Source organism: Pseudomonas sp. P1.8 (genome assembly GCF_001269805.1).
In the GTDB taxonomy this organism is placed as follows: Bacteria; Pseudomonadota; Gammaproteobacteria; order Pseudomonadales; family Pseudomonadaceae; genus Aquipseudomonas.
Genome location: NZ_LHVM01000015.1, coordinates 53193 through 75282 on the forward strand (window position 1 = coordinate 53193; position 22090 = coordinate 75282).

20 protein-coding genes are annotated in these 22090 nt (G+C 52.6%); 8 read left to right on the top strand and 12 right to left on the bottom strand.

Annotated features, from left to right (window positions below):
- Positions 1-40: 40 nt before the first annotated feature.
- The 6 genes from AD668_RS16180 to AD668_RS16205 form a co-directional block, all read right to left on the bottom strand.
- Positions 41-583 carry a VOC family protein gene (locus AD668_RS16180; protein WP_053160527.1) on the bottom strand — a complete coding sequence of 181 codons (543 nt, stop codon included), beginning with the start codon at positions 581-583 and terminating at the stop codon, positions 41-43.
- Positions 580-2475, bottom strand: coding sequence for an FAD-dependent oxidoreductase (locus tag AD668_RS16185; RefSeq protein WP_053160529.1), 1896 nt, complete (start codon positions 2473-2475; stop codon positions 580-582). Before AD668_RS16185 ends, AD668_RS16180 begins: the two co-directional genes overlap by 4 nt.
- A 608-nt stretch (positions 2476-3083) precedes the next feature.
- Positions 3084-3485 (bottom strand): DoxX family protein, encoded by a 402-nt coding sequence (locus AD668_RS16190; RefSeq protein WP_053160531.1) that lies wholly within the window; start codon positions 3483-3485, stop codon positions 3084-3086.
- A gap of 19 nt (positions 3486-3504) precedes the next feature.
- Positions 3505-4179, bottom strand: coding sequence for an alpha/beta hydrolase (locus AD668_RS16195; RefSeq protein ID WP_053160533.1), 675 nt, complete (start codon positions 4177-4179; stop codon positions 3505-3507).
- Between the two features lies 1 nt (position 4180).
- Positions 4181-5014 (bottom strand): class III extradiol ring-cleavage dioxygenase, encoded by an 834-nt coding sequence (locus AD668_RS16200; RefSeq protein ID WP_053160535.1) that lies wholly within the window; start codon positions 5012-5014, stop codon positions 4181-4183.
- Between the two features lie 20 nt (positions 5015-5034).
- Positions 5035-5664: an NADPH-dependent F420 reductase gene (locus AD668_RS16205; RefSeq protein ID WP_053160537.1), complete on the bottom strand. Its 630-nt coding sequence runs from the start codon at positions 5662-5664 to the stop codon at positions 5035-5037.
- A gap of 106 nt (positions 5665-5770) precedes the next feature.
- On the opposite strand from AD668_RS16205, the gene AD668_RS16210 reads away from it, so the two are divergent.
- Positions 5771-6670 (top strand): LysR family transcriptional regulator, encoded by a 900-nt coding sequence (locus tag AD668_RS16210; protein ID WP_053160539.1) that lies wholly within the window; start codon positions 5771-5773, stop codon positions 6668-6670.
- Between the two features lie 83 nt (positions 6671-6753).
- Here the strand turns inward: AD668_RS16210 and AD668_RS16215 are convergent, their stop codons facing one another.
- Positions 6754-7707, bottom strand: coding sequence for an alpha/beta fold hydrolase (locus AD668_RS16215; RefSeq protein WP_053160634.1), 954 nt, complete (start codon positions 7705-7707; stop codon positions 6754-6756).
- 104 nt (positions 7708-7811) lie between these two features.
- On the opposite strand from AD668_RS16215, the gene AD668_RS16220 reads away from it, so the two are divergent.
- Positions 7812-8720 carry a LysR family transcriptional regulator gene (locus AD668_RS16220; protein WP_053160540.1) on the top strand — a complete coding sequence of 303 codons (909 nt, stop codon included), beginning with the start codon at positions 7812-7814 and terminating at the stop codon, positions 8718-8720.
- Between the two features lie 129 nt (positions 8721-8849).
- Here the strand turns inward: AD668_RS16220 and AD668_RS16225 are convergent, their stop codons facing one another.
- Positions 8850-9749 (bottom strand): LysR family transcriptional regulator, encoded by a 900-nt coding sequence (locus AD668_RS16225; protein ID WP_053160542.1) that lies wholly within the window; start codon positions 9747-9749, stop codon positions 8850-8852.
- 138 nt (positions 9750-9887) lie between these two features.
- On the opposite strand from AD668_RS16225, the gene salA reads away from it, so the two are divergent.
- From salA to AD668_RS16250, 5 genes are all read left to right on the top strand, one after another.
- Complete coding sequence (salA, locus tag AD668_RS16230; protein WP_053160544.1) at positions 9888-11186, top strand: salicylate 1-monooxygenase; 1299 nt, start codon at positions 9888-9890, stop codon at positions 11184-11186.
- A 51-nt stretch (positions 11187-11237) separates the two neighbouring features.
- A complete protein-coding gene (gene catA, locus AD668_RS16235; protein WP_053160635.1) occupies positions 11238-12176 on the top strand; it encodes a catechol 1,2-dioxygenase in 939 nt (312 codons plus the stop codon).
- Positions 12177-12232: 56 nt separating this feature from the next.
- Positions 12233-13381 (top strand): NAD(P)-dependent alcohol dehydrogenase, encoded by a 1149-nt coding sequence (locus AD668_RS16240; RefSeq protein WP_053160546.1) that lies wholly within the window; start codon positions 12233-12235, stop codon positions 13379-13381.
- A gap of 31 nt (positions 13382-13412) precedes the next feature.
- The gene (locus AD668_RS16245; protein WP_053160548.1) at positions 13413-14864 is read left to right on the top strand and encodes an aldehyde dehydrogenase; all 1452 of its coding nucleotides are present in this window, start codon (positions 13413-13415) and stop codon (positions 14862-14864) included.
- Positions 14865-15177: 313 nt separating this feature from the next.
- A complete protein-coding gene (locus AD668_RS16250) occupies positions 15178-16101 on the top strand; it encodes a transporter (protein WP_172681831.1) in 924 nt (307 codons plus the stop codon).
- Between the two features lie 177 nt (positions 16102-16278).
- Here AD668_RS16250 and AD668_RS16255 read toward each other — a convergent pair whose 3' ends face one another.
- From AD668_RS16255 to AD668_RS16270, 4 genes are all read right to left on the bottom strand, one after another.
- Positions 16279-17799 carry an MFS transporter gene (locus AD668_RS16255; RefSeq protein WP_053160550.1) on the bottom strand — a complete coding sequence of 507 codons (1521 nt, stop codon included), beginning with the start codon at positions 17797-17799 and terminating at the stop codon, positions 16279-16281.
- Between the two features lie 12 nt (positions 17800-17811).
- Entirely contained in the window at positions 17812-18999 is a 1188-nt protein-coding gene (locus tag AD668_RS16260) for an efflux RND transporter periplasmic adaptor subunit (RefSeq protein ID WP_053160552.1), read from the bottom strand.
- The gene (locus tag AD668_RS16265; RefSeq protein WP_053160554.1) at positions 18996-20504 is read right to left on the bottom strand and encodes an efflux transporter outer membrane subunit; all 1509 of its coding nucleotides are present in this window, start codon (positions 20502-20504) and stop codon (positions 18996-18998) included. Before AD668_RS16265 ends, AD668_RS16260 begins: the two co-directional genes overlap by 4 nt.
- Positions 20505-20628: 124 nt before the next feature.
- Positions 20629-21249, bottom strand: a complete 621-nt coding sequence (locus tag AD668_RS16270; protein ID WP_053160556.1) for a TetR/AcrR family transcriptional regulator — start codon at positions 21247-21249, stop codon at positions 20629-20631.
- A gap of 272 nt (positions 21250-21521) precedes the next feature.
- Here AD668_RS16270 and AD668_RS16275 point away from each other — a divergent pair, with 272 nt between their 5' ends.
- On the top strand, positions 21522-21977 hold the full coding sequence (locus AD668_RS16275) for a winged helix DNA-binding protein (protein WP_053160558.1): 456 nt from the start codon (positions 21522-21524) through the stop codon (positions 21975-21977).
- The last annotated feature ends 113 nt before the right edge of the window (positions 21978-22090 follow it).

Below are 22090 nucleotides of genomic sequence, written 5' to 3' on the forward strand. Positions count from 1 at the left end.
CGATCGGCTGGCAAGCCGTTGCGTGAACATCTATACGCCCTTACTCACCTTGGGTTTTGAAGTCCTCAGGCCCAGTTGGTTGGGGGCGCCACCGACGTAAGTCTGTTTTGCGCTCATAGGCCTGCGCCGAGGGGTAGGTCACCAGTTCAATCGTGCTCCCCCAAGGCGTCCGGGTGTACACATATCGGTTTCCGTTTCCGGCATCCCCGCCCGGTAGGACACCTGGTCGACTAAGCAGAATGCCTCCAGCTTTCTCCAGACGATCAGCCGCGGCATCAATGTCGTCAACATAGATGCAAATGTGCTGGATACCAAAGTCGCTAGGTACGACGGGCTGCGCCTGCTTTACACCAGAATAAGTGAACAGTTCAAGGTTGGGGCCATTACCGAGCCTAAGCATGCGAATTACGTTGATCACAGCACCTGGCGCAATACCAAGGCCCGCTTCGACTTCTGGGCCTCCCAAAGGCTCATCAAGCATGTCGTAGAGCTTCTCAGCCCCAAAGGCCTCTACGAAAAATCGGGTAGCTTGCTCCATGTCGGGAACGGTGATACCAACGTGTTCGATCGCGCGTACATTCATAGTGCTTCTCCGATTTTGGATGCAGCCCAGAAACCGGACTGAGTGGCTTCATACATCCGCCCTCCATGGGCTCTGGTGCCGATGCTTTGAACACTATGATCATTTACAAGCTCTGATTTGACGGTAGAGGCAATTCGGGTCGTCGCCATCACGATTGTTCCGTCAACGGGTTGAACACCAGATGTCTTCATCGATACACCTTGAGCTTTCAGCAGCTCGGTTAGGTGTCCACGTTGCATGTCATTTGTGTCGACACCAACATCCTGCGCTGGGGAGACTAGGCTCACTTTTTTTCCGTTTTCAGCTAGCCAAAGGGCAGCGAACATTGCGCTCTCAGTTTCACCGAAAACGGTGATCTCGGCCGCTTCGGGAAGCTGTTGATTAGCCAGCATGTCTACTACGTCTAGGCCCTGCTCCTGGGGTACAGTGCCAGTGGCGAGGAGGACGGTATCCCACGAGGTCAGGTCGATTTCATCTACTTCGGTATTGAGTTGGACGGAAACCCCCACTCGCTCAAGCTCACTCTCGTAGAACCTGATCATGTTCGTCACTTCCATGTGAAGAGGGCTCGCGGCGGCCCAAGCATGGAGCTGACCACCAATGCGGTCGTGACGCTCAATCAATAGTACAGTGTGTCCTCGTTCTGCGGCCAGTACCGCGGCTTCGCATCCGGAAGGCCCTGCGCCAACCACCAGGACACGATGCTTTCTAGAGGCGAGTCGGCGAGCCTGCTCTGCCCGGCGTTCTTGACCAAGGGCGGGATTTATCACGCACTGAGTACCCTTACCGTTGAACATCCAACGCGATATACACTCATTGACGGCGAGACAACGGCGAACACTTTGCGGTTCTCCGCGGCGGGTTTTTGCAACCGTGTCGGGATCGGCAAGTCCCGAGCGACCCAAAGCAACAAAGTCGAGCTCACCGTTAGATACCGCTTCAGCCATCTCTTCAAAGAGCCAGGTGAGTCTCCCAACACCGATGACAGGGATGGACACCCGTTTTTTGACTGCTTTGGCGTAGTTAACCAATGATCCAGGTGCCCCCATCGGTAGCAATATCATTGCCGTGTCGTAGTTCCCCGCACTCACATCCAGTGCGTCGACGTATGGCTCAAGCATCTCGCAGAATGCCAAACCATCCTCCAATGAAAGTCCGCCTTCGTAAGGCTCGGTAACGCTAAGGCGGTACAAGAGAGGAAAATCTGGGCCGATTTGCTTTCGAACTCCACGCACCACTTCGAGGGCGAAGCGGGCACGATTCTCCAGCGATCCGCCCCATTGGTCGGTACGTTTGTTGGTATATGGGGAGAGGAATTGGCCTAGCAAATAGCCGTGAGCACCGTGTAGTTCTACCGCATCAAAACCGGCGGCCACTGCACGTCGGGCACCTTGAACGTATTTGTCGATCAACCCCGGGATTTCATGTTCCTCGATCGCTCGTGGCGGGGTGCCAAAAGCGCTGGTGATACCTGCCGTCGGCGCGAGCGGCGGCTCGTTTCGTTCCGTATTGCCTTGGGAGTTCTGGCGGCCGGTATGGTGCAACTGCACGGCGATTTTCGCGCCTTCGCCATGGACAGCATCAGTCAGATTGCTCAGACCACCAATGAACCTGTCGTGGTCAATTCGGATTGGATGCCCGACCGTGCGTCCCACCTCCCAATCGATAGAAGTGTTCTCGGTAATGATAAGTCCAACTCCGCCACGGGCGCGGGCCCGATGGTACTCGATCAGCTTATCGTCAACCTCGCCAAAGGTGCTGGCGAACTGGGTAAAAATCGGCGCCTGTACGAAGCGATTTCGCAATTGCATGCTGCCAATCCGACCCGGCTGGAATAGCGCTGCGCTGGGGCCGTCAGAGGTGACCAGATTGGGAATTTTGGGGGATGTCATGCCTATCTCCTCAGTCTTTATTCTTGTTTTGAGGTTCGATCATGGAGCGTACCCGGGCGTGGGTATTGAATATTCATGCTGAGGTATTGAAGGAATCTGCGGTCGCTAGCTTTCAATGGAAAGGGTAGTGGCTTGAACTGTCGGTGTTGCAGAGATGCATGTTCCAAAGTTCGCATGACAGATCCGGCGGCACTCATCGACCGATGTATACAAACTCCCGGTGACCGCAGCTCCTATGGATGCAATGTTGGGCGAGGGCAATGGGCAAATCTGATCGTCCGGAACAGGCCGCCGCCGAGATCGTCGTATTCGGTGACCGAGGCATGCAGAACGAGTGGCCAGGCTTTTTTTTTCGCTAGCCGACAAGCCGAGGGGGGAGGCGAGCATCTGAGGCGGCGGTTTGAGTAGGCTTCGTGTCGTACGAAATGTAGTTTTACATCGGCGTCGGTGTACCCGAAGCCATCCAACGCATTGGCATTATGAGAGGTTTCAAATTGGCAGTCGGGATCAACAGGGACGAAGAGGCGCAGATCCTCAAGATGACCGTTTATGCAAAGTGCCGAAGCCTGGATAACGCACCAGGCTTCGGCATTTTTGGGGCTTCAGCTTTAAGCCTTTACCGAGGACTTTGCTGCGAACGCTCCATCACCCAGCAATGCAACAACCAGCGCGGTTACGCAAAGGAAGATTGGATATTCCCATCCGCCGTTTGCATTAGTGAAGCTCCAGCCGTTGCCGAAGTGCACTGTCGAAGCGACGAACAATTGAACAACTGCGATAGCTGCAATCCAGCGGGCGTAGACCCCAAAAACTAAAAACAGACCGCCGACGACTTCGAACGCAATGACAGGGTAGGCGAGGAAGCCAGGAAACCCAATAGACTCGAAAAAGCCGGCAGTGCCTGCAGGGGTGAACACAAACAGCTTAGTCAGACCGTGAGCCAAGAACATAATGCCTAGCGCCAGTCGCATAGCAAATGCAGCATAAGGCGCGGTACGTGAATCAATCATTGCGAGATTTCCTTTTTGTTTAGTTAGAAAGTGACAGCGTTTTGGTTAGCCAGCGCGAAAAGTCAGCCAACTCTTCCGCTATGATTTCGTGGGCCATGTTGTAAAAGTGCGTTTCGTGGGCGACTCCAATACGCTTCAGCCAGGCGTCTGCCTCATGTGCCCAGTCGATCGGCAAAACATTGTCCTTCTGACCGTGGGCAATGAATGCGGATACTGATTTCAGGCGTTCTGGTGCAGCGATTCGGGAGTCGATCTCACGCAGCATCCGTCCGCTCAAGAGTGCGAACCCATATACCAATTCTGGCTCGGTTACGCCGACACTTGAGCTCATAATTCCGCCCTGACTGAAGCCAGCGATCACCGTAGGTAGCTTCGGCAGCGCCTCGATGAAACGAATCAATTGTTGTCTACTCGACTCGGCTTGATCCTGATTGAACGATGGGCCGTTGCTGGTGAAGTTGACTTGGTACCAGGCGAATCCCTGAGGGCCAACCTGCAAAGGGCCACGCAGCAAAAAAACTTCCAAGTCGTCAGGCAGCGATGCAGCCAAAGACGCCAGATTGGCTTCGTTAGAACCTACCCCGTGCAGCAGTAACAAGCGGGCTTTTGGACTTGAGGAACTGCAAGCTTTTCGGAAGAAAATGCCTGACTCTGGCTCCCGTGCCGGATCAGAAAAACTATTTTGGTTCAACATGTTAAGCAACACCTTGGATGGGTTGATCGTTCTCTAGCCCACGACTATCTGCCGAGGTAAAAAGGTAACTGTCCATTGCTAGCACGCCATAGGTCACGCCGCCATCAAGCACGCGCGTTTTGTAAGCTGCGCCGGCTGCACCTAGAGCAATGAAAAGAGGTAAAAAATGCTCATCGGTCGGATGGGCTCGTTCAGCTGACGGCGCGTGCTGCTGGTAATCCAACAGATGTTCTATGTTCCCAGCCTTGAGTGCTTGGGCCGTCCAGGAAGCGAAATTCTTTACGTATTCTGCCCCATGGGTGGCATTACCTCGGAACTCATACAAGTTATGTGTAAGGCTTCCCGAAGCCACTATGAGGACATTCATGTCGCGCAAAGGCTTCAGCGCTTCCCCCAGCTTCCAGGCTTGACGCGTATCGAGAGTCGAAGGCATCGATACCTGAACAACCGGGATGTCCGCAGTGGGTGCCAGATACAAAAGCGGTACCCAAGCGCCATGATCAAGACCTCTATTAGGGTCGAGCCGAGACTTCCAGCCAGCCGTCTGCAGCATATTGACGATATGTTCTGCCAGTACAGGTGCGCCCGGTGCTGGATACTGCAATTTGTACAGCGCCTCGGGAAAGCCTCCAAAATCGTGAATAGTTTTAGGCGCGGTGCTCGCTGTCACGCTGACTTCGCCGCGCGTCATCCAGTGTGGAGACAGGATGACGATGGCATCAGGTTTCGGCAGTTCGCGACCGAGCTCGGCCAGCCGCTGACCAGCCAAGCCGGGCTCTATTGCGAACATTGGAGCACCATGTGATACGAACAACAGTGGGAATGAGGTGGCCATGGTGAATGCTCCGATGAAAATTACTTGTTCAGCCAGACGGGGGCTATAGACGTGCCCAAACCTGCGCCATACCCGAGATAGATATTTAGACCAGCCAATGGCTCGAGGTAGCGCGCATTGACCAATCCGCCAGCATCTACGGTGTTCCAGCCCATACTCTGTGCGAGTGATACCGCAGTCTGTTTGGCGCGCTCGTTGTCTGCGGCTACAAAAACGCTTCCACGTTGTTCATTCTCGAATTTCGGGCCATCTACCAGAACCTGTGCAAACAAGGTGTTGAACGCTTTGACAATGTGAACCTGCGGCAACGCCTTAGCGATTTCTTCCGCAGCACTGGTGTCATGGCCCATCGTCAAGGACATGTAGTCAGCGCTGAGCGGGTTGGTGATATCGATCACTATCTTGCCGCCCAGATCTCCTAGGCTTTGCAGCGCAGGCACGGCATCTACGTAACCGGTAGCAATGACAACAACCTCGCTGTCTGCAAGCGCTTCAGCCGCTCCGTGTGCGCTGACATTTGGATACTGGTCGGCCAAAGCTTCTGCTTTGAGGATGTCGCGACCGGTGACGCGAACACTGTGGCCAGCAGCCGAAAGTTGTTTGGCAAAACCCGAACCCATATTGCCGGTACCAATTACTGTGATTTTCATAGCTACCTCATTCGGTTGAGTTACCTTGATGGGCTCATTCTATAGGTGTCAAAAATGAGATAAATAAGGCCTAATGAAACATATAGTTCCTTTAAGTGAGACAGTTATGGATCGAGCACTTGAAATGCAGGTGTTTTGCACCGTCGTGGACAGGGGAAGTTTTATCGGCGCGGCAGATTCACTGGAGATGTCGAAAGCGGCCATCTCCAGATACGTGAGCGGTTTGGAAGATCGGCTCGGCGTGCGCCTACTGCACCGTACAACGCGACGGTTGTCCCTAACGGAGGAAGGGCGTCAGTTCTATGACCAAGCCCGCGAAGTATTGGTAATGATGGATGCAGCTGAAGAATCTGTTTCTTCTGCCGCGCCAGAACCTAGCGGGGTGCTTCGCGTCAACGCCCCAGTGAGCTTCGGTGTATTGCACCTTGCCCCCGTCTGGTCAGACTTCATGAAGGCTTATCCTAAGGTGGAGTTGGATATCAGCTTGAATGACCGGATCGTGGATCTTGTAGAGGAGGGGTTTGACGCTGCAGTACGCATCGCACGACTGGAGAACTCCTCCCTAATTGGGCGTCGCCTGGCGAGTACTCGAATGTGCCTATGTGCAGCGCCGTCCTATCTCGATAAGTACGAGCCGTTGACCGCACTCGCCGATCTAACAGCCCACGGAGTTATCGCGTACACGAACTTTGCTAGTAGGAACGAGTGGCAATTCAAAGGGCCGAATGGCAACGAAAGTGTCATCACTCGCTCGGTATTGCGCTGCAACAATGGCGATACCTGCCGCAGCATAGCAATAGCGGGCGGAGGTATCTCTTTACAGCCAAGCTTCATGGTGGCCGAAGATCTTCGCCGCGGGGATCTGGTAGAAATTCTGACTGAGTATCAGTCGGTCGAACTAGGTATCTATGCTGTATACCCAACCCGAAAACATCTTGCCCCTAAGGTGCGGGTGCTCATCAATTTCCTAGCGGAACATTTTGCTCAGCCAAAATGGGAGGAATGATGAGCACCTTCCAGATAAAAAAGCCGGTTGATCGAAAGTGAGTATCAGCCGTCTGAGAAAGCAGAGCGCCAACGTGCCGAGTCTCAAGTCCGCTCGAGGAAAGCGTGTAGATCGGAGGCAAACTTCAGGGGATTTTTGAACGCCAGAAAGTGGTCACCCTGATCGGCCTTGGAGTAGACATGCAGCACCGAATCATTGATTACTGCATTCATCCAGTGTTGACTTTCTAGCCAATCACTGTAATCCCCAGTAAAAATAGCTGTTGGCACGTCTATTTTTGATTGGATGACGTCTCGCCAATCATTGGTCGCGTGATCAAAAAGAACCAAGCCTGTAAATGCCATGTCATCCTCGACCACCGACTGAACGAGGCTTATCACGTTATGGAAGTAGGGGGAATCCAGAGCCATTGCGCGCTCTACGACTCTGCTGGCAGAAATCAGCGTGTTTGTCGGGGACATATTGACGTATGAAGCAATCATTCTCTCTGGCGATGTCGTAAACGCCCCTGACTCAAGCCGTTCCTGCTCTGTCCAGTCCGCATGGCAGTAAATCGATGGAGCTTGGTCAATGATGCTTAGCGTACGAATGCCTGTCGTTCCGAACAGGTCGATAAAGGCCCACATTACGGATGCCCCCATAGACCAACCACAATAATCCGCTTCGTCCAGCTCAAGATGATCAGCTAGCTCCTTTACATCTTGGGCGTAGCGTGAAATCCGGTTACCAAATTTCACCCGCTGCGACAGTCCCTGATTGCGAACATCAAGAACGTACACGTGATAGTGCTTGCTCAAGATGTGCATCAGATGAAAATACATGGCGCCATTTGCCGACCAGCCTGGGATGAAAATCAGTGGTCTGCCGGCACCGGCCTCCCAATAGCAGAGGTTGACATTGTCACTGGTGGAAAAGCTGCTCACTTTAAGCCCATCAAAATCAGAAACCTTGCAGGCCTGACCGATGATTTCGTGTGGGAAGTAGAAGTCCTCGCCAAGCAAGGTAAGGAGCGTTTGGTCGTTCAGTGGGTAATCCAAGACAAAGCACCTGCAGGTGTGGAGTTTATTGATGAAAGATAAGAGTTGAAACGCCATGAGATAAATACTCAAAATGACGCTACATTCGAAACGGAACATAGTTAATGGATCGACTGAGCAGTATGGCGGCGTTCGTGAAAGCGGTCGAAATGGGTTCGTTCAGTGCTGCGGGCGACGCCATGCAGATGTCTGCTCAACTAATCGGCAAGCATGTAAATCATTTGGAGCAGCGTCTGGGTGTACGGCTGCTAAACAGAACCACGCGGCGCCAGAGTCTGACTGATTTCGGGCGGGAGTTTTACGAGCGCTGTAAAGTCATACTGACAGAGGTGGAAACGGCTGAAAACCTGGCTGCTGAAACCCAATCCCTGCCGAGTGGGCGCTTAAGAATTAATGCCCCTGTCAGTTTCGGGATGCAGTCATTGGCGCCTCGACTTCCTGAGTTCATGCAAGCGAATCCGATGATCAGCGTTGAGCTGACATTAGCGAATCGAGCTGTTGACCTTATCGACGAGGGATTCGACGTAGTATTTAGGGTGGGACAGCTCTCCGACAGCGGCTTGATAGCTCGCCCGCTGGCACCCTATAGGCTCATATTGTGCGCCGCACCTTCCTACCTGAAAAACAAACCCGCGCTCAGAACTCCATGGGATCTTCAGAATCATGAATGTTTGGGTTTCTCGCATACTGAATTGCGTACGCATTGGACGTTCGACGGGCCAGAGGGCAGGGTTGCTGTTCCTGTCAGCGGCCGATACATGGCTGATCATGGAGAGCCATTGCTTTGCGCGGCAGTGGCAGGGCTGGGTGTCATGCTCCAACCGATTGAACTCGTCTTTGAATCACTGCAGCAAGGTACATTAGTGCCACTGTTACCAGATTATCCGGTTCCAAGTCGTGCACTGCATGTGCTGTATGCACCTGATCGTCGAATTACGCCAAAACTGCGTACCTTTTTGGACTTCGCCACGACGGCATTTGGCGCCGGCGTGGAAAAAACTCAAAACAAATAACGCATGCCGTCATGGCATTGGCGGCGTAGCTGCTGTACGGGGTACAACCGTTCTTGCTGACTCGTATTGAAACGCCCTCAAGAATAGGAGCGGTGAGGCGGCGATTAGCATTCGCCGCATCTCCATTTGTCAGTCGCTAAAGAGATCGAACATCAACTGTCGAAACCACTTGTTTGCTGGGTCGCGGTTATATCTCGCATGCCAGAACAGATTGATGGCGATTTCCGGCAGTGGAATTGGCACAGGCATTGTGGTTAGACCGAAGGGGGCAGCGCAACTGGCTGCGAAACGTTCTGGCACCGTCGCGATCAGATCAGTGTTTTGAAGAATGTAGCCCACAGCGACAAAGTGCGGCACCTCTAGCTTGATGTCTCGATTCAATCCTGCTCGCTGCATATATGCATCTATCTCACCATGCCCAGTATTAGCTGCGGCAATCCTGACGTGCCCGTACTCACAAAAACTTTCCAGGCTCATCGGTTGCAAAGTCAGGGGGTGATCTTTGCGGCACAAGCAGACATAACGATGGTGGAACAGGCGTCGCTGATAAAAGCCTGCTTGCAGACCAGGCAAAAGCCCGACCGCCAAGTCGATCTCTCCTTCAGCCAAGCTTTGTGAAAGGCCGGCATGATTGCGGATTGTTACTACCGATATACCGGGCGCTTGCTCAAGCAAAGCGGCTATCAGGCGGGGCATGAAATAGATTTCGCCGATATCGGTCATTGCAACCATGAAGCGTCTGTGGCTGGTTGCGGGATCAAAATCGTCGCTTCTATTTAGTGCTCCGACAAGCGTTCCAATCGCTTGAGACACCGGATCAGCGAGCTGCTCTGCATACGGCGTCGGCTCCATTCCATTACTTGTTCGCACAAAAAGATCGTCTTTAAGCGTTGTGCGAAGACGCTTTAGTGCGTTGCTCACTGCAGGCTGCGTTAGCCCTAAGTTATCGGCCGCTTGGGAGACACTGCCGTCGATGAGCAATTGATGAAAGACCACCAGCAAATTGAGGTCAATTTCTCGTAAATGCATGACTGCTTTCTCGTTGAGGCTAAGGTTGCCGCCTGTATTCAGACTGGTGATACAGTCTATTGGGTCTGGGCTATTTATCAATAGTGGGCATCATCCCATTATTGGGGCATACACAAAAACAACATAAGGTTTTGTCCCATGAACAGTCTGAAATCTGCTTTGCAAGTCGGTATTGTCGGTGGAGGAATTGCCGGTGTGGCGTTGGCACTGGATCTGTGTCGTCACAGCCACCTGAGTGTGCAGCTATTTGAATCTGCTCCTGCATTCGGAGAGGTGGGTGCTGGTGTTTCCTTTGGAGCCAACGCTGTCCGTGCTATTGAGGGGCTTGGAATCGGCCCTGCATATCATCAGATCGCTGACCGTACGCAGGAGCCTTGGCAAGATATTTGGTTCGAATGGCGACGCGGTGAAGATGCTGGCTATCTTGGGTCAAGCATTGCCGAAGGTGTAGGTCAGTCGTCGGTACACCGAGCTGACTTCCTGGATGTCCTTGCGCAACAGCTGCCCGCCGGCATTGCTCAGTTTAATAAACGAGCTGTCAGCGTCGAACAACTGGGACAACGCACAAAAGTCACGTTTACAGACGGCACGCATCACGAGTGTGATGTGCTCATTGCTGCTGACGGCATTAAATCATCTATTCGTGACCACGTTCTAAAGGGTATTGGCGCGCCGCTTGTGGCCCCTCGCTTCAGTGGCACCAGCGCTTACCGAGGCATGATTGATAGCGAAAAACTGCGCGCTGCCTATCGTGCACAAGGTGTTGATGAGCATCTGGTCAACGTACCTCAAATGTACCTGGGGCTTGATACCCATATTCTGACTTTTCCCGTTAAGCAGGGGAGGCTGATCAACGTAGTTGCATTCGTTTCTGATCGCAGCAAGCCCAATCCAACCTGGCCCGCAGACGCGCCGTGGGTAAAACCTACAACCCAGGCAGAGATGCTCGATGCATTCTCAGATTGGGGGGACGCCGCGCGGATTCTTCTTGAATGCATCCCGGCTCCGACCTTATGGGCATTGCACGATCTTGCTGAGTTACCTGGTTATGTCCACGGCCGCGTCGCACTGATCGGGGATGCCGCTCACGCGATGCTTCCTCACCAAGGTGCAGGTGCAGGTCAGGGCCTGGAAGATGCATGGTTGCTTGCACGCCTATTGGGCGACCCTCGTGCTTGTGAAACCGAAGCCAGCAAAATTCTCAGCGTATATGACGCTATTCGTAGACCTCGAGCCTGTCGAGTCCAACGTACCTCTTGGGAGGCGGGCGAGCTGTATGAATTGCGCGACCCTGAAGTAGCTGCAAACGAACCCTTACTTTCCAGCACGCTAGCTAGCCGTTTCGACTGGCTTTGGAATCACGACATGCAAGCCGATCTGGAGGCGTCACGCGCCCAACTTGGCTGGACAGAAGCAGCACAAAGAAAGGTCAGCTGATCAAGCACGTCCGAAACGAATGACTTCAATCCTATAAGAAAAGGCCCAATGATGACCGTAACCATTTCCCATGCCAGTGATATTCAATCCTTCCTTCGCGATGCGTCAGGTCTCGGCAACACCCATGGCAGCGCGCGGCACAAACAGATAGTGCTGCGTATCCTCCAAGAAAGCGTGAAGCTCATTGAAGAGCTGGAAATCAGCGACGACGAATTCTGGGCCGGCGTTGAATACCTCAATCGTTTGGGGGCGAAGAACGAAGCGGGACTTCTGGTTGCAGGATTAGGAGTAGAGCACTTTCTTGACCTACTGCACGATGCTAAAGAAGAAAGTGTCGGCAGGGTTGGCGGCACTCCTCGCACTATCGAAGGGCCGTTGTATGTAGCCGGAGCGCCTTTGAGCGAGGGATTTGCTCGCATGGATGATGGCTCTGAGAACGGCCAGGCTACAACATTGTTTCTCAGTGGGCGTGTTATCGGTCTGGACGGAAAACCGATCGCCGGAGCCCTTGTTGATCTTTGGCAGGCGGACACAAAAGGCAATTACTCCCACTTCGACAAAACTCAGTCAGAGTACAACCTTCGCCGCCGAATCGTGACCGATGCGAACGGTCGATATCAAGCACAGAGCATCGTGCCCTCAGGTTACGGCTGTGACCCGTCGGGCCCGACACAAGAGTGTCTCGACCTACTGGGTCGTCACGGTCAAAGACCTGCCCACATCCACTTTTTCATTTCCGCGCCTGGTTTCGATCATCTGACCACCCAGATTAACCTTTCCAATGATGCGTATCTATGGGATGACTTTGCGTACGCAACCCGTGAGGGATTGGTGGGTGAGGTTCATTTCATCGACGATGCGCAGCAGTCCCAAGCGCGAGGTGTAGCAGGGCGCTTCGCAGAGATGGAGTTCAATTTCGAAATGCGTCCAGCTGCTAATCCACAGTCAGAGCAACGCAGCAAGCGGCCACGAGCTCTGCAAGAGGCCTGATAGGAAATTCGAACCGAAATCGAGTATCGGAAATCTGGTCTTAAGAGGAGACAAACATGTCCCAAAGCGACGTTGAAGCCATCGATGTGAAGGTAGCTGTTTTACGCCAGACTGGTGCAAAACTGAAAATCGAGAGTGCAAAGCTCGGAGCTCCAAGACCCACTGAAGTTCGAGTAAGGATTGTAGCAACGGGTGTCTGCCATACCGACATGGTAGTGCGCGATCAGCTTTTTCCAACACCACTGCCCATCATCCTCGGGCATGAAGGTGCTGGAATAGTTGAGTCGGTAGGTTATGCAGTTACAACTGTTGCCCCAGGTGATCACGTAGTGATGACCTATATGTCGTGCGGCTTATGTCTGCCTTGCGAAACTGGGCATCCCGCACATTGCTCCCACATGCATCCGCTGAACTTCGGTGGCGGACGTATTGATGGCAGTACCTCTACCTGCAGTTGCGATGATGCCTCACCGATTCACGATCATTTTTTCGGCCAGTCGTCGTTTTCAACTTATGCAGTCGCTAACGAGCGCAACGTAGTAAAGGTTTCAAAGGACGCGCCGCTCGAATTACTAGGCCCGTTGGGATGCGGCATACAGACTGGTGCGGGCTCTGTCCTTAAAGCTTTAAAGGTTGAGGCAGGCGCCAGTTTTGCGGCTTTTGGAGCCGGAGCAGTGGGTCTAGCCTCGGTCATGGCCGCGAAGGTTGCCGGCGCTACTACGATCATTGCGGTGGATGTCACACCTAGTCGTTTGGAGTTGGCGCTTGAGCTGGGGGCGACGCATGTGATCAATAGCCGTGAAGAAGACCCGGTCAAACGTATTCACGAAATCACCGGTGGCGGCGTCAATTACAGCCTTGAATGTTCTGGTCGCGCTGAAGTACTTCGACAAGCAATTGATGCAGTGACCACGCTTGGCACGTGCGGCATCGTTGGTGCAACCAAGGTCGGGACAGAGGTCGCGTTCAACATAAACGACGTGATGATTCCTGGTAAGCGGATCATGGGCATCGTCCAGGGTGACGTCGTCGCCAATGCGTTTATCCCGACTCTCGTTGACCTGTACATGCAGGGGCGTTTTCCATTCGACAAGCTCTGCCGTTTCTATTCCTTCGACCAAGTCAATGAAGCTATGGCGGACAGCGAACGGGGCGTGACGATCAAGCCGATCTTGCGCATGCCGACTTCGGCAGATCAAGCCTGACAACTCTTTCGATTCAATCAAGGTACGACAGATGAATGTTCAACTGGTAATCGATAACGTCAAACAAGATGCTCTTGACGGTAAGACCTACAACCGAGTCGATCCGATCAACTCCCGAGTTATCACGGTGGGCGCAGCTTGTTCCGTCGAGGATGCCGTTCGCGCTGCCGACTCATCTCAGCAGGCTTTCAAATCTTGGTCGAAGGTAGGCCCAACTGAGCGCCGACGTCTGCTCTTGGCCGCCGCTGATGTCCTGATGAGTAAGATGGAAGAATTCTGCAGCGTCATGGCAGAGGAAATTGGAGCCTCGCAACTATGGGCGCAGTTTAACGTCGGGGCCTCAGCCAATCTCCTGCGAGAAGCAGCAGCGCTCACCACCCAAATCAAGGGTGAAACCATTCCAACTGATAAACCCAACACCCTGTCGATGACACTGAGACAACCAATCGGCACAGTGCTGAGCATCGTGCCCTGGAATGGGCCAGTCATCCTTGGTGCTCGTGCGATCGCATATCCATTGGCATGTGGCAACACCGTTATATTCAAAGGCTCAGAAAACAGTCCTCGCACTCACCAGCTGCTCGCTGAAGCTTTCTATGAGGCTGGCTTTCCACCAGGTGTGCTCAACTTCATCATCTCGGCGCCTGGGGATGCCGCAGCCGTAACCGACGCACTGATTGCCCACGATACGGTTCGCCGGGTCAATTTCACCGGATCAACCAAAGTTGGCCGAATGATTGCCCAAACAAGTGCTAAGCATCTCAAGCGATGCTTGCTGGAATTGGGTGGCAAGGCACCGTTTGTAGTGCTTGATGATGCGGATCTGGATGGTGCTGTAAACGCCGCAGTCTTCGGCGCCTTTCTCTATCAGGGGCAAATATGCATGTCGACAGAACGGTTCGTTGTCGACGAAGCTGTTGCTGATGCGTTCGTTGAGAAGTTCGCTGAGCGAGTGCGTGGGCTGGAATCAGGTCAACCTTCGGCTTCACCTTCATGCGTCATCGGGCCAATGATTTCCCAAGGATCGCTTCAGCGGATCAACCAGATGTTGGACGATGCTGTAGGCAAGGGCGCAGAAATAGTAGCCGGCGGCTTGGGCACGAGCGCCCTCATGAGTGCCACGCTGGTCGATAAGGTGACATCTTCGATGGAGATCTATGACGAAGAGACCTTTGGGCCGGTGACAACAGTCGTTCGGGTAAGAGGAGCAGAACAGGCTCTGCAGGTCGCTAACGATACCGCCTACGGTCTGTCTTCCTCGATTTTCAGTCGTGATGTCAGTCGCGCACTCGAACTCGCCAGTCGACTGGATGCTGGCTGCGTTCACATCAACGGTGCGACAGTTCAGAACGAACCTCAAGCTCCTTATGGTGGCATGAAAAACAGTGGTTACGGCCGGTTCGATGGCAGTGCTGTAATCGATGAGTTCACCGAGGTCAAATGGGTCACTGTAGAGCCATCCGACCAGCCTTATCCTTTCTGAAGTTCAGCCGAGTGCTCAATCAAATCTTATGATTTAAATGCGCACGATCGATTGATCCTCCAGCGGCAGTTTTCTCATAACACTGCTTACGGCTCGTCATTATTGGGGTACCACAGTGCGGTACCCCGGTTCTATAACAAAGACAACAGAACCGAACTATTCGCGCAAATCACCTGTCCTGCTCAGGACTGCTTTGAACGTAACCAATTACTTCCGCAACTCAATTCAAAATTCCCCTAAAAATTCGTGCGCTTCGCTCTAACTAAACGAAGTCGAGTTGGCATGCGCAGTCAAATAACTCATGGTCGAGAAAATGAATAATAAAAAAGCCGATGTTTCAGCTGATTTTTTTAGGAATGCCCAACGCGTGATCGTCGGGGCGGCATTGACCGCTGCCTTACCTGTCGTGCAGGCCACTGAGGGTGGAGGTTCGTCGTATCCAATGGGTGCGGAGAACTACATGACCGGCGCTATGCCGCCACCCGGCATCTATGGGCAGGTCTTTGCAGAGAGTTATCGCGCTGACCGGCTTCTTGACAATCGAGGAAAGCAAGCAATTGATGACTTTCATCTGAGTGCGGATGTGATCGCTCCCAGGCTAATCTGGGTTACCGAACAGAAACTGCTCAGCGGTGCGTTAGCTTTCCATATGAACGTCCCACTGATTGATCTCAGGGTAGATGTTGCTGATGAGCACCAGCGAAAGACGGGGGTGGGAGATATTATTTTTGGCCCGGCGCTGGGCTATCACTACAGCGATAAATTTCACGCCATATATGCGTTTGATGTGTTCGCACCTACGGGGAAATACGATCGCGACGATCTGGCGAACCTTGGTCGTAACTACTGGGCGATCGAGCCGATAGCGGCGTTTACATACGTTGATCCTTCGGGTCTCAACGGTGACCTTAAAGTGATGTATGACTTCAACGCTCGTAACCCAGCCACGGATTATCGTTCAGGTCAGGAATTACATGCTGACTACTCTTTTGGGTGGGGGCTGGGTAATGGTTGGGTGGTAGGAGTCGGTGGCTACGTGTATCACCAAACCACAAATGATAATCAGGACGGGCAAGAGCTGGAGGACAGAAAAGGGCGCGCCGTCGCGATTGGCCCGTCGATTAAATATGCTAACCAAGCCGGTTGGTTTGTAACCGCCAAGTGGCAAAAGGAAAGCGATGTCCGCAACCGCCCCGAAGGAGAGGCCTTCTGGATTAAATTCACGACCCCTCTCTGATTCAAATAGGCACTTGGCAGCGCTCATATCAGGCTTATGGCTACCTTTATTTTCGCACTGCCAAATGCATTTTTTTTGTGATTTTTTGGCGCTGCTCGAAGGAAAAAGTCTGGATAACCAGGTAGGCATGATGAGGTTTATTTATCTCACCATGCCTACCGTCCCGATTTTTTTGGTCTATTTGAACGCCTTTTGTGTCATCGAAACGACCAACGCCAGGCTTGCGACAGCAATTACTGCCCAAAAATACTCCATGCTCGCGACCAGGGTCGATTGCTGATGCAGGTTTTGTGCGAGCATCGAAACAGCCATTTGACCTGCGTGGCTTTCACCGACCTGGGGAGCCAAGGCATGTGTTAAATCTTGAATTTGTTCCAAGTAAAGTGGATCAGCAGAACTGAAATGCCCGTTCAAATTGTTGTACTGGGTGGTAGTGCGCCATTGCAGAAAGAGGGTGGCGATTGTCGTACCCATTGCCATCGCAATTTGTCCCATCATGCTTTTAATCTGGTAGGCGTGTGCGAACAGGGTGTCGTTATGGGTCACGTCACGAAATGTCTGCATGGCGGCGGTTGCAAGCACCAGCATCACAAAGCAGCCGTTGAGGACGAGTGCTGGGAGGATGTTTGACCACATGTTGGCGCTGGGCGAGAGAGATGAGAACAACCAGCCGAAGCCGATCAGTGCTGCAAACCCAGCTACAAAGAATTTCTTCGGAGCGGGGAATTTTGGAATGACGGCGGCCATGATGCCCCATGTTATCAGTGCACCCACCAGTCCAAAGGCCTGAAAAGTACCGATTGTGTCCCACGAGTACCCCAACCCCGTCTGCAGAAAAAACGGCAGGATGTAGTTATTGCTCCCAAGCAGTATGTACGTGAAGCAGAAGAGGGCCACCCCCAACATGTAACGATGCTGCATAAGGTCTTTAACCTTGAGAAACGGCGCTCGTTTGCCGTGTTCGGCATGGAAGAAGGTGTACACGCCCAGTGCAGCCAGTAAAGCAAATGCGATGAGAATGAATGACTCATTGTAAAAGTCATAGTAAGAGCGTTGCAGGACGTAGAGAAGGAAGAAACTGCTAACGGATAATAACAGAATATTTGCTGGGCTCGACGGCGTCCTCTCATCTTCCGGAGCGAGGGTATTGGGTAGAAAACGGGTGCACAGAAAAGCTGCGATAACAGCACCTCCGGCCAATACCCAGAAAATGGCATGCCACGTATCTTCAACCACCACCAGTGATGAAATGAATGGGGCGGAAGCTGTCCCACCAGCAAGCCCGGTGGCAAACACCTTGACCCCGACAAAACGCCCCGGGCCGGCCGGAAGCAGATTGACCATCAAACGCGCGGATGTCATGAACGATGCACCGCCCAATGCCATGATCACGCGACCGACAGTGAAGGTACTCAGGTCGCTCCCCACGCCACACACGAATGCACCCAGTACGTAAATGCTGATAGAACCCAGCATGAAGTTACGCCATCCTAACCGCTCGACCAGCCAGCGTTGCTTGGAAATGACCACGACGGCTATGCACGCGTACAGCGCGGCGACAAGCGTGAACTCTTCAGGACTCGCGTCGATTTCTCCTCGGATCGGCGCCGAGGCAAATGCGATCATGCCTGCCTGCAGATACTCCAGGGCGCAGAGCAGTGCAACAGTTAGTAACAGGGCGGCGTTTTTTCTGTACATGGTCGGCCACCTTTACAATTTAACGTGTGTGGAGCCAGCACTGTCCGAATTGGCAATGATCACTGCTTCGACGATACCGTTGGCGTCTCTAAGCTCGTTATCAAAGATATCGGTGCTGTAAGCTGCCTGCTTTGGCGTCTGCGTATTTAGCACCGGCCCGCTGGTATCAGTGGTGTCCACCGAGACACGCATTGAGAGGCCAAGACGCAATGGGTTTCGCGCTACTTCATCTGGTCTGAGAGCGATTCGAACAGGCACGCGTTGCGTGACTTTGATCCAGTTGCCTGTTGCGTTTTGTGCTGGCATCAACGAAAAGGCGCTGCCGGTGCCAGCATCCAGTCCAACGATGGTTCCGTGGAAGTCCACATTGCGACTGTACGCATCCGCACTCAGGTGGACTGGTTGTCCAATACGCAAATTTTGGAGTTGCGACTCTTTAAAGTTAGCGTTCACCCAAACTTGGTCTACGGGGACGACCGACATCAGTGCTACGCCCGGGCTGATCCGCTGCCCAACTTGAACGTTGCGTTTGGTCACCAAGCCTGAGGTGGGGGAGTAGATCTGGGTGCGGTGCATTGAGATGTAGGCGTCACGTAGATTGCTTGCTGCAACAAGAACATCTGGGTGGGTGCGAAGCGTTGTGTTGTCTACCATGGCAAGGCGAACAGCCAAGGCATGTCGAGTTCCATCCAGGCTTGCGACGGCATTCTTCAGAACCTCTTCAGCATGGCTGATCTCTTCACGAGAGACTGCGCCACTGGAGGCAAGCTGATTGCGGCGGCGGACATCGTCCTGAGCCTTGCGCACATCGTTCTGACGTTGGTTGACCTCAGCCTCCAGCTGTTGCACCTGGTAATACTGCGTTCGCGCCAGGCGAACAGCCCTCGCTAGGTTGGATTTCGCGCGCTCATATTGGATCTCCGCGTCTACCGCATTCAGTGTGACAAGAGGTGAATTAGCATCAACGTGATCCGTATTGTCGACACTGATGACTGTCACCGTGCCGCTGACCTGTGAAGTGACCTGAACGATATTGCCATCGACGTAGGCATCGTCAGTGGTTTCTGTTCCAAGCCTAACCAGGTACCAGCCACCCAGAGCAGCCAATATGAATGCGATGGCAAGAATCAAAAAAAATCGCGGCAAGTAGCGCGCTGTTCGTGGTGCGGTTTCAGAGGAGGGGAGCGTGTTTGAAGTCATGATTTATTAGCTACGGTAGAGTTTGTAATGGCGGTTACGGACATTTCCGGGCGGTACCCACCACCCAAAGCCCTGCTGAGGTTGGCTTGTAAGGAAATCGCTCTGGACTGCAAGTCGACCAGTTGGCGTTTTTCAGCAAGCGTTGCATTCTGCGTAGCCAGTACTTGTAGATAGGTCGCAAGGCCAGCGGCGTAGCGCTTATTGACAAGATCTGCTGCGGCAACTGCAGTTGCCACGGCCTCGTTCTGCTGAGCCATCCGCTCCTTCAACCAGCGAAGCGACGACAATTGGTCGGCTATATCTCGAAGAGCATCCACAACCGTCTGGTTGTAGTTTTCTACAGCCAGATCGTATGCCGCGTCTTGCGCATCCAAGTTGCCGCGCAAGCGGCCTCCTTCGAAAATAGGCAGACTTATCGCCGGAGCGATTCCTAAAATACGGCTGCTGTGATCGTTGAACGTATCGAAAGCCAGGCTCTGCAATCCTATGAACGCAGTCAGGTTCACATTCGGGTAGAAACGTGCCTTAGCAACTTCAATCTCATGGCCTGAGGCCTCGACTCGCCAGCGTTGAGCCACCACATCCGGGCGATGGCCAATCAGTTCAGCTGGGATGTTCGACGGCATCACAATGGTGTCACTTGCCTGCAGTTTCGGTCGTGTGATCGTGCGTCCACGGTCAGGCCCTTTACCCAACAGCGAGGCGAGTTTGTTTTGATTGAGTTCGATGGACTCTTTGAGCGCTGCGATATTTGCTCTACTGGCAGGTAGCGATGCTTGTGACTGTTTGATATCTATTTCAGTACCAAGCTCGGCGGCGAAACGCTTTTTGGTGAGATCTTCAATTTGTTCTTGCTGATTGAGCAGGGCTTGGGCAACGTCGATCTGTTCATAGACATTTTGTAAGCCGATATAAGTTTGTACGATGGAGGAGGAGAGTATGAGAGAGGCTGCGCGCTCATCGACCTCCAATGCCCGCCGCCTACCCACTGCTGCCTCTACTGACGACCGGTTCTTACCCCAAAAATCCAATTCGTAACCGACATTCAACGTCCCTTGGTGCACGTTTTGCCATGTACCTTTGGCCGGTGCGGGCGTCGTGCCATTGGAGCTGAACCGTTCTCGAGTGACGCTCATGGCTGCACTCACATCAGGTAGCAACTGAGCGCCCTGTATTGCTTCCAGCGCGCTTGCTTGGTGGACACGCGCTGCGGCGGCTCGGAGTGTGGGACTGTTGTTGAGGGCTTCGTTTATCAACGTATCAAGTTGTGGATCTTTGAAACTGCTCCACCAATTGACGGTTGGCCAAGCAGCCTCGGAGAGCTTGATTCCACTGTTAGCTAGCGTGTCGTTGACCTCGGATGGCTGCAACATCTCCGCCTGAGGTTTCAGATCACTGAACGAGCATCCAGAGAGCATCACAAGCGCAATTGCTAACAATGCGCTCCTCCTAAGCGTTGTGATGGGCTGTCTGTCATTCACGCCCTGAATCGGTGAACTTCTCATTAAATTTCTCTGAAGCATGTGATGAAAATAAGTAAGGGAGAGGGCTTCGGCTTGGGATGCTAATAAACACTACGAGTGTCGTTAAGCTCATAAAAAAGCCGCGGAAGCGGCTATAAGTCGTGCTTTATCTTGGTCTTAAACCATTCACGATGATGCCAACGGCGTTATCGATGTCGTCTAGGTTTTCAAGATCTGCTGTGACAAGGTGAAGCCAGGACATGCCGGTGAGCATCGAGACTGCGGTGTCGACGTCAACGCCCTCGTGGATTTCTCCCGACTCTACCGCTCGAGCAAAGATCTTTCGCAACGTACGCTCGCGACGTGGAAGAAATTCTCTCCTGAACTCCTCAAGAGCTGTTGACTCATGCTGGATTTCGGTAATCAAGCTGCGCAATGTCTCGCCTGCGCTTGATGTACGCCACCAATGCCAAAGCGAACGCAAGTGAACGATCAGATCCTTTTCCAAATCACCGGTGTTTGGTTGAGTCACAAAGGTTAGGGCAGTGCGCTCGTACACATCTCTAAGCAGTGCACTCTTACTCTTCCACCAACGGTAGATAGTAGGTTTGCTGGAACCAGCTCGCTCCACCAGCGCATCCATTGTGAATGCTTGATAGCCGCGCTCTTCAAGGATTGCTGCAGCAGCTTCAAGAATGGCCTCTGTGCTCTGAGGACTGCGCACTGCACCGATAGAGGATCGGCTGCGCGCTTTGACAGGTTTTGTCTGATTAGTCTTCGTGGTCATAGATGCTCGTACGGAATACTCAGGTCTCAATTCAGCAATAGAAACTGTCGGTATTTATAGGCTTTAAGTGATCTCTGGTCAACAAATTAGAAGTGTATCAACCATTCAAAGCGTGAATAGTGTGTATTGATTTTAGGTATGATCAATTTACAAGCAGGCTGTTACAGTTCTCAGGCTTTTGTTGATTGAAATCATTACACACCACATTTTCATCTGTGATAGCCCGAAGCTCGCTATTGAGTCTAGCTAGGGAAAATTGTTGGGAGGTTTGAGTGGGAACGCACTTTATCACCGCATTCAATGTCCTTGAAGGCGTAAATAAAGCTATGGCGGAATGGTTGGAGAAGGTCTTATCTGGACATAGTATGACCGACTTGGAGTTTCGGGCTCTTGATGGCTTAGCAAATGGCGCTATCAATTCCGCAAGTATGTGCAGTAAGTATTTGAACATCGCGCCGACCAAGGCATCTTTAGTGATGGAGAAGCTCGAGAGGTGTGGGTATGTTCAGCGCCGTCGTGATCGCCCAGACAGGCGATTGGTTGTATTCCAGTTATCGGATGAAGGCCTTGAAGCGTATGAGCTTGCGCTGATATCTCTAAGTGAAGCATGGGATGGGATTTTGAGTAGCGTAGGTTCGGATGTAATGAACATGGTGAAACTGTTCACAGGCCCTGCAATGTTGCCAGTTGCCAATTTAATTCAAAATTCGTTGCAGAAATCAGACTAATCATTTGACAACAATGTATCAGGCAAATCCGTCGCTCAGCAGTTAGTCAAAAAAACCAAAATCCGGGCTGAAAACAATGAATTTTTTGTGCCATATTAAGATCCATTGAAAAG